This is a genomic window from Adlercreutzia muris, assembly GCF_041223505.1.
In the GTDB taxonomy this organism is placed as follows: Bacteria; Actinomycetota; Coriobacteriia; order Coriobacteriales; family Eggerthellaceae; genus Adlercreutzia; species Adlercreutzia muris.
In genome coordinates this window covers 356652-375541 of the sequence record NZ_JBCLQK010000001.1, presented here as the reverse complement: position 1 = coordinate 375541, position 18890 = coordinate 356652, and the positions used below count along the sequence as shown (strand labels likewise).

Annotated in this window: 9 protein-coding genes; 5 read left to right on the top strand and 4 right to left on the bottom strand. The window is 66.6% G+C overall.

Annotated elements, in window-relative coordinates:
- Positions 1–14: 14 nt before the first annotated feature.
- Positions 15–3800 (bottom strand): pyruvate:ferredoxin (flavodoxin) oxidoreductase, encoded by a 3786-nt coding sequence (gene nifJ / locus AAK988_RS01460; RefSeq protein WP_369873122.1) that lies wholly within the window; start codon positions 3798–3800, stop codon positions 15–17.
- A gap of 193 nt (positions 3801–3993) precedes the next feature.
- Between nifJ and AAK988_RS01455 the strand changes: the two genes are divergently transcribed.
- Entirely contained in the window at positions 3994–5115 is a 1122-nt protein-coding gene (locus AAK988_RS01455; RefSeq protein WP_369880287.1) for a virulence RhuM family protein, read from the top strand.
- Between the two features lie 116 nt (positions 5116–5231).
- Here AAK988_RS01455 and AAK988_RS01450 read toward each other — a convergent pair whose 3' ends face one another.
- A complete protein-coding gene (locus tag AAK988_RS01450) occupies positions 5232–6284 on the bottom strand; it encodes an AEC family transporter (protein ID WP_369873123.1) in 1053 nt (350 codons plus the stop codon).
- Between the two features lie 242 nt (positions 6285–6526).
- A complete protein-coding gene (oxc, locus tag AAK988_RS01445) occupies positions 6527–8308 on the bottom strand; it encodes an oxalyl-CoA decarboxylase (protein ID WP_369880286.1) in 1782 nt (593 codons plus the stop codon).
- 221 nt (positions 8309–8529) lie between these two features.
- On the opposite strand from oxc, the gene AAK988_RS01440 reads away from it, so the two are divergent.
- Positions 8530–9627, top strand: coding sequence for a cation diffusion facilitator family transporter (locus AAK988_RS01440; protein ID WP_369873125.1), 1098 nt, complete (start codon positions 8530–8532; stop codon positions 9625–9627).
- A gap of 122 nt (positions 9628–9749) precedes the next feature.
- Here AAK988_RS01440 and AAK988_RS01435 read toward each other — a convergent pair whose 3' ends face one another.
- Complete coding sequence (locus AAK988_RS01435) at positions 9750–10508, bottom strand: hypothetical protein (protein ID WP_242369881.1); 759 nt, start codon at positions 10506–10508, stop codon at positions 9750–9752.
- A gap of 360 nt (positions 10509–10868) precedes the next feature.
- On the opposite strand from AAK988_RS01435, the gene AAK988_RS01430 reads away from it, so the two are divergent.
- The 3 genes from AAK988_RS01430 to AAK988_RS01420 all read left to right on the top strand — a co-directional run bounded on the left by AAK988_RS01430 (position 10869) and on the right by AAK988_RS01420 (position 18888).
- Complete coding sequence (locus AAK988_RS01430; protein ID WP_369873126.1) at positions 10869–12704, top strand: NAD(P)-binding protein; 1836 nt, start codon at positions 10869–10871, stop codon at positions 12702–12704.
- Positions 12697–15411, top strand: coding sequence for a formate dehydrogenase subunit alpha (gene fdhF, locus AAK988_RS01425; protein WP_369880285.1), 2715 nt, complete (start codon positions 12697–12699; stop codon positions 15409–15411). The genes AAK988_RS01430 and fdhF overlap by 8 nt, the downstream gene beginning before the upstream one ends.
- 228 nt (positions 15412–15639) lie before the next feature.
- The gene (locus AAK988_RS01420) at positions 15640–18888 is read left to right on the top strand and encodes a molybdopterin-dependent oxidoreductase (RefSeq protein WP_369880284.1); all 3249 of its coding nucleotides are present in this window, start codon (positions 15640–15642) and stop codon (positions 18886–18888) included.
- The last annotated feature ends 2 nt before the right edge of the window (positions 18889–18890 follow it).

Below are 18890 nucleotides of genomic sequence, written 5' to 3'. Positions count from 1 at the left end.
TCATGCCATAGTTTTTAAGCCTCGGGCTCGTACACCTTCACGGTGCGCTCCAGCTCGGTGTACTCGCGGGCGAGGTCTTTGGAAAGCTCGCTGTGCAGCGTGCGGGCGCGGGCTGGGTCGCGGGCCAGCAGCGAGGTGAAACGGTCCTGACGGTTGAGGAAGTCGTCCAGGTGGCCGTCGGGGGCCCGGTAGTCCACGGTCAGGGGGTCGTGTCCTGCGGCAGCCTGCTGAGGGTTGAAGCGGAACAGCGGCCAGTAGCCGGCTTCCACGCCTTCCCGGGCCACGCGCAGATTCGTGCTCATGCCGCCCTTGATACCCCAGCTGATGCACGGGCACAGGGCGATCACGATGGAGGGGCCGTCGTAGGCTTCGGCCTCGCGCAGGGCGGCGATGGTCTGCCCCATGTTGGCACCGAGGCACACCTGGGCCACGTACACGTACCCGTACTGCATCATCATGCGCCCCAGATCCTTGCGAGGCGTGGGCTTGCCGTCCAGGGTGAAGCCGGACACGCTGGAGAGCTCCGTGGCCTTCGACATCTCGCCGCCGGTGTTGGAGTAGCCCTCGGTGTCCAGCACGAGCACGTTGATGTTCTCGCCCGAGGCCAGTACCTCGTCGAGGCCGCCGAAGCCGATGTCGTAGGCCCAGCCGTCGCCGCCCACGGCCCAGATGCTCTTGACGCCGAACATCTCCCCGTAGTCGAGGATCTCATCGGCCAGGTCGGCCGCGGGGCTTTCGGGGGCCAGGGAGTGCCGTTCCGCGCGCAGGGCCGTCTGGGCGGCCTGGCCCGCCCCATAGGCCAGGGCGCTGTCGTCGGCCACGGCGAGCCAACCGCTCAAGAGCGCGGTGGTGGCGGGGGAGAAGACGGGGCCAGTTGACTCTTCTGAGCGCTCTGCCCCGTCCTCCGCAGGGGCGCGTTTCAGCCCGTCCAGGGTCGCAACCGGTACGGCGCTGGCGCATTGCTCGGTACCACTTCCGGCCGAGGGACGACTGAGGTTGCCCCCTACGGAGACGGCCCGCGCGGTGCCCGCGTTCTCGCCTGTTGCTCCCACGGCTCGCTTCACGAGGTCGGTAAGATGGCGCCGGCGCACCTTCACGGCCTTGGCGATGCCGTAGCCGAATTCCCCGTTGTCCTCGAACAGCGAGTTTCCCCAGGCCGGACCGTGACCGTTCGGCTTCACCGTGTAGGGCATCGAGGGCATGTAGGCGCCCCAGATAGAGGAGCAGCCCGTGGCGTTCGCGATGATGAGGCGGTCGCCGAACAACTGGGTGAGCAGCTTCACGTAAGGCGTCTCGCCGCAGCCGCCGCAGCAGCCGGAGAACTCCAGCAGCGGTTTCTGCAGCTGGGTGCCGGGAACGGAATCGGTGGGCACGCGGTCGTCCTTCAGCGCGATGTTGGCCTGGGCGAAGGCGAGGTTCTCCTTTTGGGTGGCAAGTTGGCTGGCCAGCGGTTGCATGGTGAGCGCCTTGCCCGGGGCCGGGCAGTTGTCGGCGCAGCTGCCGCAGCCCACGCAGTCTTCCGGGTACACCTGAATGCGGAAGGCCATGTCGGCCAGTTGCGGAAGCCGCGCGGGCTTGGTGGCGAAGGCGGTCGGCGCGCCGGCGAGCTCGTCGGCCGTGGCCACGTAGGGGCGGATGGCGGCGTGGGGGCATACGAGCGAGCACTCGTAGCACTCCACGCATTTGGTGGCGTCCCAGGCGGGAATCTCGTAGGCCACGCATCGCTTCTCGCAGGCAGCCGACCCGGGCGGCACGATGCCGTCGGGGGCCAGGGCGCTCACGGGCAGCTCGTCGCCGCGCAGTTCGTCCAAGGGGCGGAAGACGTTCTTGATGAAGGCATCCTCCCCGGGCACCGACCCTAGGCGCACGGCCGGGGCGGCCCCGGTACCGGCGGCGTAGTCACTCGGCGCGGCACCGTCGTCGCGGGCGTGCTCCCAGCTCTTCGGGTAGCCGATTCTCACGAGGGCATCCGCGGCCTTATCGATGGCCTGCTGGTCGCGGGCCACCACGTCGGCTCCCTTCGAGGCGTACACGGTAGCCACGTTCTCCTTTAGCAGCTGCACCGCCTCATCGAAGTCCATCACGCGGGTCAGGCGGAAGAACACCGTCTGCATGATCATGTTGATGCGCGGGCCCAGCTCCTCATCGGCGGCCAGCTTGGCGGCATCGATGACATAGAAGTCGGCGTGCTTGGCGGCAATGGCGCGCCGCAGCTTCGCGGGGAGCGCCGTATCCAGTTCATGAACGGTGGTCCAGGGCGCGTTCAGCACGAAAGTGCCCCCGTCGCGCAGGCGGTCGAGCATAGGGTAGCCGCGCTTCACGTAAATGTCCTTGTGGCAGGCCAGGTAGTCGGCGCTCGTAATGAGCCAGGGCTCGTGTACGGGCCCGTCGCCGAAGCGCATGTAGGAGATGGTGAGGCCGCCCGATTTCTTCGAGTCGAACCAGGAGTACTCCTGCACGAACTTGCCGGCCGCATCGCTCACGATGCGAGCCGCCACCTTGTTGGCGCTCACGGTGCCGTCGGAGCCGAAACCGTAGAAGACGGCCTGGGTAAGCGGCTGGGAAGGCGCGGGCTCCCAGACGGGCACGGGCAGCGATAGGTGGGTCACGTCGTCGTTGATGCCCACGGTGAAGCGCGTCTTCGGCTCGGGTGCGGCTATGGTGTCGAAGACCGCTTTGGCTTGAGCCGGCGTGAACTCCTTGGAGGAGAGTCCGTAGCGACCCCCGATGACGCGCACGTTCGGGCGCACGGCGGCCACGGCGGCCTGCACGTCCAGGAAGAGCGGCTCGCCCAGGCTGCCCGGCTCCTTCGTGCGGTCCAGCGCGCACACGACGCGCGCGGTGGCCGGCAGGGCCGCCAGCAGGTGCTCGGCTGAGAAGGGACGGTACAGGCGCACCTTCACGAGGCCCACCTTCTCGCCGGCGTCCACGAGGGCACGCACGGTGGCCTCCACGGTCTCGCAGCTGGAGGCCATGGTGACGATGACGCGCTCGGCATCGGCGGCGCCCACGTAGTCGAACAGGTGATACTGCCGTCCGCACACGCCTGCCAGCGCATCCATGGTCTTCTGCACGATGCCCGGCAGCGCGTCGTAGGCGGCGTTGGGGGCCTCGCGGTTCTGGAAGTAGATGTCGGGGTTCTGGGCGGTGCCGCGGATGGCGGGGTGCTCCGGGTCCATGGCGCGGTGGCGGAAGGCGCTCACGGCCTGCCAGTTCACGAGCGGCCGCATGGTTTCGGGGTCGATCACGTCGATGGTCTGCACCTCGTCGGAGGTGCGGAAGCCGTCGAAGAAGTGCACGAAGGGCAGGCTCCCCTCGATGGCCGACAGGTGCGCCACCCAGGAGAGATCCTGGCATTCCTGCACCGAGGCCGAGCCCAGCATGGCCACGCCCGTGGCGCGCACGGCCATGAGGTCCTGGTGATCGCCGAAGATAGACAGCGCGTGGGCCGCCAACGAGCGCGTGGTGATGTGGAACACGCCGGGCAGCATCTCGCCGGATATCTTGTACATGTTGGGGATCATGAGCATGAGGCCCTGGCTCGCCGTCATGGTAGTGGCGAGCGCCCCGCCGGCCAAACAGCCGTGCAGCGTGCCGGCCACGCCCTTTTCCGACTGCATCTCCTTCACCACTACCGGGTGCCCGAAGAAGTTCTCGCGACCCGCTGCCGCCCACGACTCCACCTTCTCGGCCATGTGCGAGGCCGGCGTGATGGGGAAGATGGCCGCCACGTCCGACAGCGCATAGGCCGCACTCGCCGCCGCCTCCATACCCGTGACCGCTCTGCGCTGCGTGCTCATGGGAGCTCCTCTCACGTATTCAGCTGATGAAACAAAGTTCAGTTTAGAAGGAGTCCGATTGCCTTGTGGAACCAAGGGGCCATTCGTAGGGCAACCGTGAGGTCTCCGATTCCCTCGGGGTATTTGTTGCAATGAGCCGTAAACGTTGTACGATAGCCTTACGCAAGAGTACTTCAGTATAGAGGAGCGGGTTATGGCGCGAAAAAGAAAAGTCGAAGAGGGCGAGATCCTTGGCGTTGACCTGCGAAGCAGCTCGGCGGAGTTTCTTGCCTTTACTGCGTCAACGGGAGAATCGGCGGTTGAGGTTCTCTTCACGAATGAGATGATTTGGGCGACCCAGAAGATGATTGCCGAGCTTTTCGATTGTAGCGTTCCGAATGTCTCACGGCATCTTAAGCAGCTGTATGTAGATGGCGAGCTTGGCAAAGAGGCAACTGTTAAGAAATTTTTAACAGTTCAAACCGAAGGTGATCGCGAGGTGGAGCGCGAAAGGCTGTTCTATCGCCTCGATGCTGTCATCGCCGTCGGATATCGGGTCAACTCTGTGCGGGCTGTCCAGTTTCGGCAATGGGCCACTGCCATTCTTGCGGAATACACCATCAAGGGTTATGTGATGGATGATGAGCGAATGAAGGACGGCGCTTTTCTCGGCGAGGATTATTACGAGCATCTTCTCGAAGAAATCAGGGAAATCCGTTTGAGCGAGAGGCGGCTTTATCAAAAGATCACTGATATTTACGCCACATCGATTGACTATAACCTCGATGCTCCGACCACACGAAGGTTCTTCGCTACTGTTCAAAACAAAATGCATTATGCCGTTCACGGAAACACTGCGGCAGAGCTCATCATGAATCGCGCCGATGCGGAACAGCCACATATGGGGTTGAGAACTTGGCGCAATGCGCCTGCGGGGAAAATTCTTCGATCCGATGCGGTGATCGCGAAGAACTATCTCAATAAGGACGAGGCAAAATCGCTGGAGCTCATTGTAACTATGTATCTAGATTATGCCGAGCGCCAAGCCATGAAACGTATCCCTATGACCATGGAGGATTGGGCTGCTCGTTTGGATGCGTTCCTCAAATTTAATGAAGAGGATGTTTTGGACAATCCCGGGAAGGTGGCTGCGGAGGTCGCGGAATCCTTTGCCTTGAGCGAGTTCGAGAAATACCGCATAGTTCAAGACAGCCTATTCGAGAGCGATTTCGACCGTTACATAGCCTATCAGCTCACGCTTCCCTTTAGCGAGGAGCTAGACAGGGCAGCAGCTCTTCGCCGATCCAGTGGAGGCGGGGTTGATGCAGAACTTTAACTTCCTTAAGAACTGTGAATTTGTAGACTGAGCCCATTCTTTTGCAAGTAAGCCCGCCTGCACTCTTGTTGGGAGGGCAGGCGGGCTTGGGAAGCAGTTCCGGGGTTGGATGCCTCCTATGCGCCGAACATATGCTCGATCATGGGGGTGACGACGATCCAGAGGGGCATGGTGGCGGCGAAGGCCAAGGTGGACACGGCCACGGTGGAGGCGCCTTCGCGGACGTAGATGTTGTAGCGGCTGGAGATGATGATGCCGGAGAACGCCGGGGGCAGGGCGATGGCCAGCACGAGCATCTGCAGCATCACGCCGTGGATGCCGCATACCAGGCCCAGCGCCAGGCCGATGGCCGGGGTGAGCAGGTTGCGGTAGAACACGTTCCACAGGGTCTCCTTGCCCAGGCTGAACTTCACGGTGGACAGCGCGATGCCGGCGGCGAACACGGCCAAGCCGGAGTTGGCCTTGGCGATGAGGCTGAAGCAGGGGTCCAGCTCGGCGGGGAACCGAATGCCGACGAGCACCATGACCACGGCCAGGATAGGCACCCACACCACCGGCTGCTTCAGCGACTTGATGACGGCGTCCAAGTTGGAGTTGTGGGCCTTCTTGGCCGGTGCGGGCGCGGCGGGCATACCCTTGCCCGCAACGGCGGCCGTGCCCGTGGCGGCGAGTTTCGTCTTGCCCGCGGCCTCGGCATTCAAGCCCTTGTTTACCAGGTAGAAGCCGATGGGGATGGTGATGGCGTTCACGATGATGGCCACGATGGCCACCACGAGGCCCGTTTGGGTGCCGGTGCCGAACACCGGGTCCAGCACGGCGAAGCCCAGAAAGCCGATGGTGGGCGATCCGGCGATAAGGGCGCAGACGCCGGCCTCGGCGATGTTGTGCTTGAACATCTTCCAGCACAAAAAGAAGCTGAGCATGAACATGCCGATGACCACGACCAGGCTCACGAGGGTGAGGGGAAGGTCGCTGAACAGCATCTCGCGGGTTGCCTTGGTGATGGAGAGAAACAGCGCGGCCGGCAGGGCGATGTCCAGCACGACCTTGTTCAGACCCTGCATCTGGTCGTTATCGAACTTGTGCAATTTGCCGCCGAGGTAGCCGAGGATCATGATGGCGAAGATCGGCAGGATGTCGGCGATGATGATGGTACCGATGTCTCCCATTTTGGGCCTTCTTTCTCGGTTGATGTTAGCTTGGGACTCTGCGCCGGTCGGGGTCGTGGGGCACCTCGATTCGCTCTGCAGTCCTCGCTTTGGAGAACAGGACGTTTAGTCCTGTTCTCGTCGCTGCGGAACTCGCTCGGTCGAGGCGCCCCACGGCCCCTCTACACTCGGTCATTGTCGAGGGCGCATTCGACATGGCTCGTGGAGAAGGGGAGACATGTCGGCCGCAGTTGATGCCTTCCTTAATCGACGAGTTTGCCGCCTTCGCGGTGCTCGGCGAGGTCTTCCTGCTCGTTGCCGACGAGGGGGCCGGTGACGGGCTGCGGGTTCAGGTAGGTGATGTGGCCCGATTCCTTGCCGGCGTGGATGGACAGCTCGCAGCACACCAGGGTGGGCTTGCCGCTGGCCACACCCTCGGCCACGTACTGCTCCACCTCGGCGGGGGTGGTGGCGTAGTAGCCGGTGCCGCCGAAGGCTTCCATCAGCTTCTCGTAATGGGCGCAGGCCGCAAGCGTCAGCGGCGAGGGGTCGCCGTCGGTGCCGAGGTTCTTGAAGTCGCCGCGGTAGATGCCGCCGTTGTTCAGCACCACCACGGTCACAGGCAGGTTGTAGCGGCAGATGGTCTCCACCTCCATGCCGTCGAAGCCGAAGGCGGAATCGCCGTGGATGGAGATGACGGGCTTGCCCGTGGTCACGGCCGCGCCGATGGCGTAGGGCAGGCCCACGCCCATCACGCCCCAGGTGCCGCAGTCCAGGCGGTGGCGGGGCAGGTACATGTCGATGATGTCGCGGCAGTCGTCCAGCGCATTGGCGCCCTCGTTGGCGATGTACACGTCGTGGTTGGCGTCGGTCACCTTCTTGATGGCCCCCAGGGCGTTATAGTGGTTCATGGGCACGGTGTCGGCCGTCTCGGCCCCGCCGAAGCGGGCGTTGTTCTTCGCGGAATCGGCCTGGATGGCCTCAAGCCAGGCGGGGTCGGCCTTGAAGGGATGGGCGGCCAGGTAGTCGTTGAACAGTTCCACGGTGGACTTGAGGTCGCCCACCACGGGGGCTGCGATATAGCGGGAGTTGTCGATCTCGGTGGGGTCGATGTCCACCTGGATGAACTTCACGTTCTCGTTCCAGTGCTTGCCCTTGCCGAAGTTCAGCATCCAGTTCAGGCGCGCGCCCAAAAGCACCACCACGTCGGCCTCGCGCATGGTCATGCCGCGGGCGCTGGCGGCGTTCTGCGGGTGGTTGTCGGGCAAAAGGCCCTTGGCCATGGACATGGCCAAATACGGTGCCCCGGTGGCTTCCACGAACTGGCGCACCTCGTCGTCGCACTGGGCGTAGGCTGCGCCCTTGCCCAGGTAGATGAGGGGCTTCTGAGCGCTGGCCAGCACGGCCATGGCCTCTTCAACGACGCTTTGGGCGGGAATTTGGGCCGGGGCCGGGTCGTTCACCTTGTACAGCAGGCCCTCGGCCACGGTGGCGTCGATGGTCTGGCCCAGGGTGTCGCCGGGCAGGTCGATGTACACGCCGCCGGGCCGCCCCGAGCAGGCGGCGCGGATGGCCCGGGCCACCACGAGCGGAATGTCCTCCACCTTGTCGACCCGGTAGGCGGCCTTGGCGAAGGGCTTCGCGTAGTTCAGCTGGTCGAGCCCCTCGTAGTCGCCCTCACCCAAGTCGATGAGCTCGCGGGATGACGAGCCGGCCATCATGATGACGGGCCAGCCGTTCTCGGTGGCCTCCTTCAAGGGCACGATGCCGTTCAGGAACCCGGGGGCCGACACGGTGAGATACAGGCCGGGCTTGCCGGTGATGAAGCCCTCGGCCGCAGCGGCGTTGCCCGCGTCGGCCTCGTGGCGCATGCCGATGTAGCGGATGCCCTTGGCCTGGGCGATGCGGGCCACATCGGTCACGGGAATGCCGATGACGCCGTACATACGGTTCAGGTCGTTCTTCAACAGCGATTGGACCAGCACGTGGAACCCGTCGGTGAGGTTGGTACTCGCGGCCGGTGCGGCCGTGGAAGTGGTAACCATGGATGCCTCCTGAAAGTGAGCGTGGACAGGGAGAAGCGGTGCTTCTCTACGGAATATAGTCCGCACTCGCGGCCTGTTTCGGCTGCTGGAGGCCGCTGTTGGCGGGAGGTTGCCGAACTGCATTGGAAAGGCTACGTGGTAAGCATATAGGGCGGCGGGGGCGAGGGCTATAATCGAAGCTGAGCCAGAAGGGCGCACATAATATAGCGAAGGTGATGGTTATGGATCGCGAGCGGGAGATCGTTAGGGCGAGCGTATACGGCATTGCGGGCAATCTGCTGCTCGTGGCATTCAAGCTGGCCGTGGGATTCGTGTCCCATTCCATCGCTATCATTCTGGACGGCGTGAACAACGCCACCGATGCCCTGTCCTCCATCGTGACCATCGTGGGCACGAAGCTGGCCGGGCGCCGCCCCGACCGCCGCCACCCCTTCGGCTACGGGCGTGTGGAATACCTGACGAGCGTGGTCATAGCCGTTATTATCCTGGTGGCCGGCGTAGTGTCGCTGCGGGAATCGGTGGTGAAGATCATCCATCCGGGCACGCCGAGCTACTCGGTCGTCACCATCGCGGTCATCGTGGTGGCCATTCTGGCGAAGATCGCCATCGGTATCATGTTCAAGCGCTTCGGCGACAAGACGCAGTGCGAGGCGCTCATCGCCTCGGGGGTGGACTCCAACTACGACGCGGTGCTGTCGGCGGGCACGCTGGTGGTGGCTGTGGCCCAGAACCTGTGGGGGCTCAACATCGACGGCATCGTGGGCCTTATCATCTCGCTGGTGGTATGCAAGGCCGGCATCGAGGTGCTGCGGGACGCCCTGGGCCCCATCATCGGGCTGCCCGAGGACAAGAAGCTGGTGAACGCCATCGCCACGTATGTGAACGGATTTCCCGGGGTGCGGGGCACCTACGATATCGTGCTGGACAATTTCGGGCCCAACGAGGTGCTCGGCGGCCTGCACATCGAGGTGGACGATGCCACCGACGCCCGCCAGATCCACGAGTTGACGCGCAAGATCACCGAGGGGCTCGCGGAGAAGTTCCATATCCGGGCCATCGTGGGCATTTACGCGGCCAACAGCCAGGGGCAGTTCGCCGATATGCGCGCCGATCTGCAGAAGATCGTGGCAGAGGAGCCGGCCATCGGGCAGGTGCACGGGTTTTACGTGGATACGGCAGACGGCACGGTGTACTTCGATATGGTGGTGGACTTCTCGGCCGATGGGGAAGCGGTGCGCGACGCGGTGGTGAGGGCGCTGGCGGCGCGGTACCCGGATTACTCCTTCGATGTGGTGATCGATACGGACTACGAGGAGTAGGGTGCTGTCCGGTCCCCGCGCGGGGGACTGCTCAGTCTGGTTGATGTCGGCTGGATGGTTGGGCATAAAGAGAGGGAGCCTTTTGGGCTCCCTCTCTCGGTGTCTATTTGCCTTGTTGGCGGTTACGCCTGGGGCTTGTCGTCGGAGGGAGTCTCCTCCACGATGGTGACGCTGGCCTGGGCGTCCTCGATGTAGTTGTCGGGCACGACGACGGCCGGCTCGGCGGCGGCTACCTCGGCGGTGACGGCCTCGGTGGCCACTTCGGTGGCGGGGGTCACAGGCGCGGGATCGGATACGAGGGTCTCGGTGGCGACGGCAACGGGCGCGGCCGCGGGGGCCGCGGGGGCCTGCGCGACGGCCGGCTGCTGAGGGGCGACCGGCTGGGTCGGCACCTGGGGGGCAGCGGGGGCGCCGTAGGTGGGGGCGTTGCAGACGGGGGCAGCATAGGGGGAAGCCATGGCGTAGAGCTTCTTGTCCTTGTTGGCGAACACGGCCACCACGATGCACAGCACGAGCGAGATGATGCCCGCACCGAGGAAGGAGGCGACGGCGCCCACGATGTTCCACACCATGACGCTCTTCAGCTTTTCGGGCTTGTTCGCGCCGCGCACGCCCATGATGCCGGCGATGAGCACGAGAACCAGGCAGGCGAAGCCCCAGAAGATAAAGCCGCCGAGCATGCCGAGGAGCATGTTGATATCGCTCATCTCGATGATGTAGCCCTCGTCGGTGTAGAAGTAATCGTAGCCGGAATCGTTGATGGCGGCGCCGCCGACGCCGAGCATGGCCCAAGCGATCAGGATGCCGATGATGCCGAGGGATGCGAGCACGATGTTGGCGATGCTCATGCCCTTGATGGCTTTGGCGTGGGAGGTGTTCATGACGGTTCTCCTTGGTTGGGGACGAAAATGACAACGGACACAGTATAGCCGTAGAACCTTGATCGGCAAGCTAATCATTGTCCTGTAGGCCGTTTGTTGACAAGCGTCAGTGCCGGGGCGTTGTGGATTCCCGGGGGTTTTGCTGTGGGGATGGCGCGGTGGTTTTCCGCAATTTCAGCAGGGGCGGCCTCTGCGCGGGGGCGTTCCCGTAGGGTACATCGCCCTGGTGTCTTCCGTGTCTTTCGGCGTGCCCTGCGGGTTGCGCCGCTGGTCGGTGGGAAACCATTCGGAAACACGGGGCCTGTGCGCCGGCTGATACACTGGCGCATGTCTAACCTGAACAAGAAGAGGGAGAAGCCTATGAACCGACTCTCTATCGAGGCGCGGGCCGTCCACGACGGGCGGCTGCGGGCGTTTCTCGATCGTTTCGAGCGGCGGGTGGCCGCCACGCCCCCGGGGATGTGCCCGGTGGCGGTGACTGCCACGCTGCTGGAGACGAGCGCGGCCCAGACCTGCGGCAAGTGCGTGCCCTGCCGCGACGGGTTGCGCGAGGCCGCGGCCCTTATGGGCTCGGTGCTGGCGTGCCGTGCCACGGAAGGGGATATGGAGCGCCTGCGCGCTCTGGCCGAGCTGGCCCGCGACGGCTCCGATTGCGCCATCGGTTCAGAGGCCGGTGCGGCCGTGCTTGCCGCCTTGGACGAGTTCGCCGACGAGTTCGCCTCCCACGTGCAGCGCCACCGCTGCACCGACGGCGTGGGCCAGTCGGTGCCCTGCGAGACCGATTGCCCCGCCCATGTGAACGTGCCCGGCTACATCGCCCTGGCCGGGGCGGGGGATTGCGCCGGTGCCGTGGCCATGATTCGCAAGGACAATCCGTTTCCCACGGCCTGCGCCTTCGTGTGCGAGCATCCCTGCGAGACCCGCTGCCGGCGCATGCTCGTGGACGCGCCCCTGAACATTCGCGGCATCAAGCGTTACGCCGTGGATGGGGCCGCCGCCGATACGGTGGCCGTACCCGAGGCCCTGCCGCCCACGGGACGCCGCATCGCCGTGGTGGGCGCGGGCCCCTCGGGGCTCACCTGCGCCTACTTCGCCGCCCTTATGGGCCATGAGGTGCACGTGTACGAGGGCCGCACCCAGCTGGGCGGCATGATGCGCTTCGGCATTCCCTCCTACCGCTTCCCGCGGGAGCGCTTGGATGAGGACATCGCCGCCATCCTGCGGGCCGGCGACATTACCGTGCACGCCGGCGAGGCGATAGATGCCGCGATCCTGGAGCGCCTGGCCGCCGACTTCGACGCCCTGTACGTGGCCATCGGCGCCCACGGGGCCAAGGCCCTGCGGCTGGAGAACGAGGGGGCCGCAGGCGTGTTCTCGGCCGTGGAGCTGCTCGGCGCCATCGGCGAGGGTGAGATTCCCGATTTCACGGGCAAGTCGGTCGTGGTGGTCGGCGGCGGCAACGTGGCCATGGACTGCGCCCGCACCGCCGTGCGCTGCGGCGGCGAGGTGACGGTGGTGTACCGCCGCCGCCTGGAGGACATGACGGCCCTGGCCGCCGAGGTGGAGGCTGCCATCGCCGAGGGTGTGGAGATGCGTCCCCTGCAGGCGCCGGTGGGCCTGGCCGTGAACGAGGAGGGCGCCGTGCGGGCGCTCATCACCCAGCCCCAGATGGTAGGCCCGGTAAAGGGCGGCCGTCCCGCTCCCGTTCCCGCCGACAAGCCCGAGACGGTCATTGCCGCCGACGTGGTGCTCGTGGCCATCGGCCAGGACATCGTTTCCGATCCCTTCGAGGCCTTCGGCATGGCCGCCGACCGCGGCCGCTTCACGGCCGACAACTTCCTTGTGGCCGAGGGCTTTTCCAACGTGTTCGCCGGCGGCGATTGCCAGACCGGTCCCGCCACGGTGATTCGCGCCATTGCCGCGGGCAAGGTGGCGGCCCGCAATATCGATGCCTACCTGGGCTACAACCACACTCTGGATTGCGGGGTGGAGGCGCCCGGTGCGGTGCCGAACCGCCGCGTGCCCACGGGACGCGTAGCGGTGGCCGAGCGTCCGGCCCGCGAACGCGCCCGCGATTTCGCAGCCACAGAAGTTGCCATGTCCGACGAAGAGGCCGCCCAGGAGTGCGGTCGCTGTCTGCGCTGCGACGTGTTCGGCTGCGGCAGTGCGGAAGGGGGTCGCATCCAGTATGCCTAACCTGATCATCGACGGCCGCGCCATGAGCGTGCCCGCGGGCACCACCATCGTGGAGGCGGCCCGGGAGGCCGGTGTCGCCATTCCCACCCTGTGCTACCTGAAAGACGTGAGCAACGTGGGCTCGTGCCGTGTGTGCGTGGTGGAGGTGGAGGGCACACCGGAGCTGGTGGCCGCCTGCAAGACCCCCGTGGCCGAGGCCATGCGCGTGCGCACCGACACCCCGCGGGTTATCGAGGCCCGGCGCCTCGCTTTGGACCTGGTCATTTCCAACCACGGCCTGAACTCCACCAACTTCTGCTTCAGTTGCCTGAAGAACGGCGACTGCGAGCTGCAGGACCTCTGCCGCGATCTGGGGGTGGAGGCGCCGAGCTTTCCCGCCCCCGAGAAGAACGCCCCGGTGCGGGACGCGAACCCGTTTCTGCGCTTCGACCCGCGGCTGTGCATCGGCTGTCAGCGCTGCGTGGGCGCCTGCAACAACCAGGCCCGCAACCACACGCTGCAAACGGTCCAGCGGGGCCTGCGCGCGGCCATCGAGGCCCCCTTCGCGCCCGACTGGCGCGCCACAGGCTGCGAGAGCTGCGGCTGCTGCGCGGCGGCCTGCCCCACCGGCGCCATCGTGGAGAAGCGCCGCGCCGACTATCGTTCCTGGGAAGTGAGCGCCGTGCGCACCACCTGCCCCCACTGCGCCACGGGTTGCCAGTACGACCTGCTCGTGAAAGACGGCCGCATCGTGGACACGCGCCCGGCCGACGGGCCCTCCAATCACGGCCGCCTCTGCGTGAAGGGCCGCTCGGGCAGCTTCGACTTCGTCCAGGCGCCCGACCGCCTCACCACGCCCCTCATCCGCAACCGCGCCACTGGGGCGCTAGAGCCGGCCGGCTGGGACGAGGCACTCGACTACGTGGCCGAGAACTTCAAGCGCATCATCGGCGAGACCGGCCCCGATTCCGTGGCCGCCTTCGCCTGCTCGCGCTCGGCCAACGAGGACATCTACCTGCTGCAGAAGATGGCGCGGGCCGCTTTCGGCACCAACAACGTGGACAACTGCGCCCGCGTGTGCCATGCCCCCACTGTGGCGGGCTTGGCCATCACGCTCGGCTCGGGCGCCATGACCAACACCATCGCCGATATCACCGACACGCCCGACGTCATCATGATGGTGGGCTCCAACATCGAGGAGGCCCACCCGGTCATCGGCATGCAGGTGCGCGCCGCCGTGGAGCACGGCAGCAAGCTCATCGTGGTGGATCCGCGCGACATCCGCATTGCCGAGAAAGCCGACATCCACCTGAAGCTGCGCCCCGGCACCAACGTGGCCTTCGCCAACGGCTTCGCCCGGGCGCTCATCCACGCCGGCCTGGCCGATGACGCCTTCATCGAGGAGCGCACCGAGGGCTTCGCCGCCTTCGCCGCCATGGTGGAGAGCTACACGCCCGAGCGCGTGGCCGAGATCTGCCACATCGATCCGGACGACCTGGTGGCGGCCGCCGAGCTGTACGGCCGGGCCGATACCGCCCCCATCATATACTGCCTCGGCGTGACCGAGCACTCCACGGGCACCGAGGGCGTCATGTCGCTTTCCAACATCGCCCTGGTGGCCGGCAAGCTGGGTCGCCCCGGCTGCGGCGTGAATCCCATCCGCGGCCAGAACAACGTGCAGGGCGCCTGCGACATGGGGGCCACCCCGGCCGACTTCCCGGGCTACCAGAAGGTGGCCAACCCCGAGGTGCGGGCCAAGTTCGAGGAAGCCTGGGGCGTGGCGCTACCGGAGAAGCCGGGGCTCATGGCCACCGAGTGCTTCGGCGCCATGAAGGACGGCCGCATCCGGGGCCTGTTCATCTTCGGCGAGGACCCGGTGCGCACCGACGCCGACACGAACCACGTGATGGGCGCCTTGAGGGCCCTGGACTTCCTCGTGGTGGACGACTTGTTCCTCACCGAGACGGCCGCGCTGGCCGACGTGGTGCTGCCCGGGCGCAGCTACGCCGAGAAGGAGGGCACCTTCACCAACACCGAGCGCCGCGTGCAGCGCATCCGCCCGGCCGTGGAAATCGAGGGAACGCGCCCCGATACCTGGATATTCACCGAGATCATGAACCGCATGGGCTACCCGCAGCCGCATTTGAGCCCGGCGGCCATCATGGACGAGGTGGCGCGCCTCACCCCCAGCTACGGCGGCATCAGCCACGAGCGCCTCGATAGCGCTGAAGTGGCCGGGCGCGGGCTGCAATGGCCCTGCCCCGCGGCGGATTCTCCGGGTACGCCCATCATGCACGTGGGCACCTTCAGCCGCGGGAAGGCGAAGTTCTCCGATGCGGAGTACCGCGCCTCCGACGAGCTGCCCTGCGACGAGTTTCCCCTCGTGCTCATGACCGGGCGCGTGCTGCACCACTACAACGCCTGCGCCATGACGGCCCGCACCGAGGGGCTCAACGCCATCGGCGATACGTCGTTCATCGAGCTGAACGACGCCGATGCGGCGGCCCTGGGCGTGGCCGACGGCGACCGGGTTCGGGTGGAAAGCCGCCGCGGATCGGTGGTCACCACGGCCCGCGTGTCGCCGAAGACCTCGCCGGGCGAGACGTGGATGCCCTTCCACTTCCAGGACGGCAACGCCAACTGGCTCACCAATGCGGCCCTGGACGACGTGTGCAAGGTGCCCGAGTACAAGGTGTGCGCCGTGGCCGTCAGACGGGCCGAGGCCTAAGGCACCCGGAGGGCGACGCCCCGCCGGCTCATGGGCATAGCGGCTCGCAAAGCCGATGAATCGCCTCATCAATGGGGGTGAGGCGATGGCGAACGTGGACAATTTATGGGAATGGGCCCCGGCGGCCCCCGGAGAGCGCGTTTCCGGGGGCCGTTTTCGCGTTCGCTGTGGGAAAATGCAGGGCGAGAGACAAGGTGTTAACAAGCTCATCTGAGGAGATCGTCACCTATGGAACTAACGCGGAGAAGTTTCCTTGCCGGAGCCGGGCTGGCCGCCGCGGCCGCGGCGACGTTTGCGCCAACGGGTGCCTGGGCCGATGACGAGACCGGCGCCGAGGCCCCCGCCGGGGGCGAGCAGGAGCGGCGCCCCATCGTCTGCGAGGGATGCCCGCTGGGGTGCACCGGGGTCATCGTCTGCGAGGATGGTGCGGCCCTTGCCGTTGTCGGCGACGAGGCCAATCCCTTCACGGGCGGAAAGCTGTGCGCCCGAGGCCAGCGGCTCTTGGACGCGCGGGAAGAGCGCGACCCGGCCACAGGCGAGAAGGCGGCCAATCCGCGCCGCCTGGCCACGCCGCGGGTGCGCCGCCCCGGCGCTGCGGAGTGGGAGGACATCTCGTGGGATATGGCCCTGGACGAGATCGCGGCCCTGGTGAAGAAAACCCGTGACGAGAGTTTTGTGGAATACGAGGGCGAGCTGCCCGTCATGCGCACCGAGGGCCTGGCCAGCTTCGGCGGCGCCAAACTGCTCGTGGAGGAGCAGTACCTGCTCGTGAAGGCCCTGCGCAGCTGGGGCGTCGTGCATCTGGACAGCGAGGCGGCCGGCGGCCGGCGCGTCTTCGGGGCCGGCGCCGAGGCCACCTTCGGCATCGCCGAGCCTTCTTCGGCTTTGAACGACATGGTGAACTCCCAGGTAATTCTCACGGTAGGCGCCGATCACGCTGCTTCCCAGCCCCTTACGGCCCGCTGGATCGAGCAGGCGCGCGATCGGGGCGCCCGCTGGATTGTGGTAGATCCGGTGCGCAGCCGCACGGCCGAGATGGCCGATACCCATGTGGCTCTGCGGCCCGGCACCGATATCGCCTTCTTCGGCGGCCTCGTGAAGTACATTCTGGATCACAGCCTCTGGCAGCCCGAGTACGTGCTGAACTACACGAGCGCCTCCTTCCTACTGGATGACGGCTTCGCCTTCGACAGCGGCAGCGGCCTGTTCCCCGGGTGGGATCCGTTCTCGGGCACCTACGACAAGGCGCACTGGGGCTGGCAGATCGACGGCGAGGAGACGTGGAACATGCGCTACGAGGGCGAGTTCGCCTGGGTGCGCGGCGAGGGCGTGCCCGTGTGGGCCATCCCCTCGACGCCGAAGCCGGTGCGCGACATCACGCTCCAGCATCCTTCCAGCACCTGGATGCGGCTTCAGGAGTTCTACGGGCGCTACGATCTGGACGCGGTGAGCGCCGTGTGCGGCGTGGATCGGGCCGTGCTGGAAGGGGTGTACGAGATCGTCGCCGCCACGGGGGCGCCCGATCGGGCGGCCAAGATCATCGCCGGGGCCGGGCTCGTGCAGCACGGCACGGGGGCCCAGGCCGCACGGGCTGCCTGCGTGGCCCAGCTGCTGCTTGGCAACGTGGGCCTGCCCGGGGGCGGCATCGCCTATGCCGGCGGCTCGGCGGGAGAGGCCACGGCCGATGTGGTGGGCCTGCGCCCCGACTGGTTACCGGGGGGCATGGCGTGGCCCACGACCGATGACGGTACGCTCCAGGCGTGGCTGGAGGCGCGGGTGGCCCCGGCTGGCTCCCACGCCCAAGATCCGAAGCGCCTCGTGTCCGTCTTGCGGGAATGGTGGGGCGCGGCGGCCACCCCCGAGAACGATTACGGCTACGACTGGCTGCCCAAGCGGGCGGCCGGCGCACAAGCCGATCTGTTCGCCGCCTTGGCGGCGGGAACGGTGCGCGGCTGCTTCACCTGGTCGGCCGACCTGCTGGCCGCGGCCCCCGGCGGCTTCAATGAGAGCACCCTGGGCTCGCTGGAATGGCTCGTGGCCGTGGAGAGCGCCCTGGACGATACGGCTTCGTTCTGGAACGCCCCGGGCGTGGACGCCGCGACGGTGGGCACGACGGTGTACGTGCTGCCCGCGGCCGCAGGTCCCGAGAAGGGCGGTCTGCGGGCGAGCGGCCGCATGGTGCAGCATGCCGACGCGGCCCTCGAGCCCTTTGGGGAGAGCCTCCCTGAACTCGCCGTCATTGGCGATCTGTGGCGCCGCGTGCGCAACCTCTACGACACGAAGGGGGGCACGGGGGCCGCGCCTCTGCTGAATGCCCAGTGGAACTATCTGGCAGACGAGAAGGTTGACCCGGCCCGGGTGGCCTGGGCCCTCAACGGCTATGTCGTGGAGGACAGCGACTTCGACAGCACCGCCGTGCGCCTCTTGGAGGGCCCCGACGGCCTGCGGGCCGACGGGACGGTGGCCTGCGCCGTGCCCGCTCTGGCCGGGTGCTGGAACAGCGTCGCCTCCCTCGAGAGGGCTGCCGAGCAGCCCGTGGGCCGGCGGGACGCTGCCGACGAGAGCGGGCTGGGGCTCTTTCCCCAGTGGGGCTTCACGTGGCCCGGCAACGTGCGCGTGCGCGGCAATCGGGCAAGCGCCAATCTGGCCGGCCAGCCCTGGGCGGCGGCCGATCTGCTCCATTGGGATGGCCAGAGCTGGGTCTTCATCGACCAGCCCGACTTCGCCGCCCTGCGCGACGGGCGTTGGCTCGCGCCGGACAACCGCGCCTTTCCGGGCCTGTGGGAAGAGACGGGGCTGCTCGCGTCCGACCGCCTGGGCGACGGGCCCCTGCCCGAGCATTACGAGCCGCTGGAATCGTCGTTGAACAACCGCCTGAACGGTTCCTATGCCTCGCCGGTTCTGATGGCGGCCGCCTCTCGGGCGGCATCGGCGACGGCTTCTGCCGAGGACAAGGGGGGAGCGGAGGCGGACGCGGCTGAGGGGACTGCCGATGGCGCCGCTGGCGCCGGAGCGGTGGATACCGCGGTGCAAGACGCCCTCGCGCCGGATTACCGTGCCATCGAGGTAGACCGGACGGCCTATCCCATCGTGGCGGTGGTGAACAACGGCCGGGGCGAGACGGCGGCCCTGCGCGGTCTTTCTGCGGCGGCCCGAGCCTTCGAGCCCGGTTGCTTCGTTGAGGTGTCACCGGCCCTGGCCCGCATTCGCAACCTGGCCACGGGGGATACTGTGCGGGTGTTCAACGAGCGCGGCTCCCTCGAGGTGCCGGTGCTCGTGACGGGACGCGTGGCCCCCTTCCCCTGCGAGGATAGCGAGGCCCACGTCATTTGCCTGAACGGCATGGCCCCGCGCACGGTGGCCTCGGCACCCCCGGAGGTTTCCGCCTGCTATTGGAACCGGCTCGCCCCCGCAGCCGCCGGAGCGGCCGCGGGGCGCGACGGCAAGGGGTTCCTCGTGAACATCGAGAAGGCCTAAGG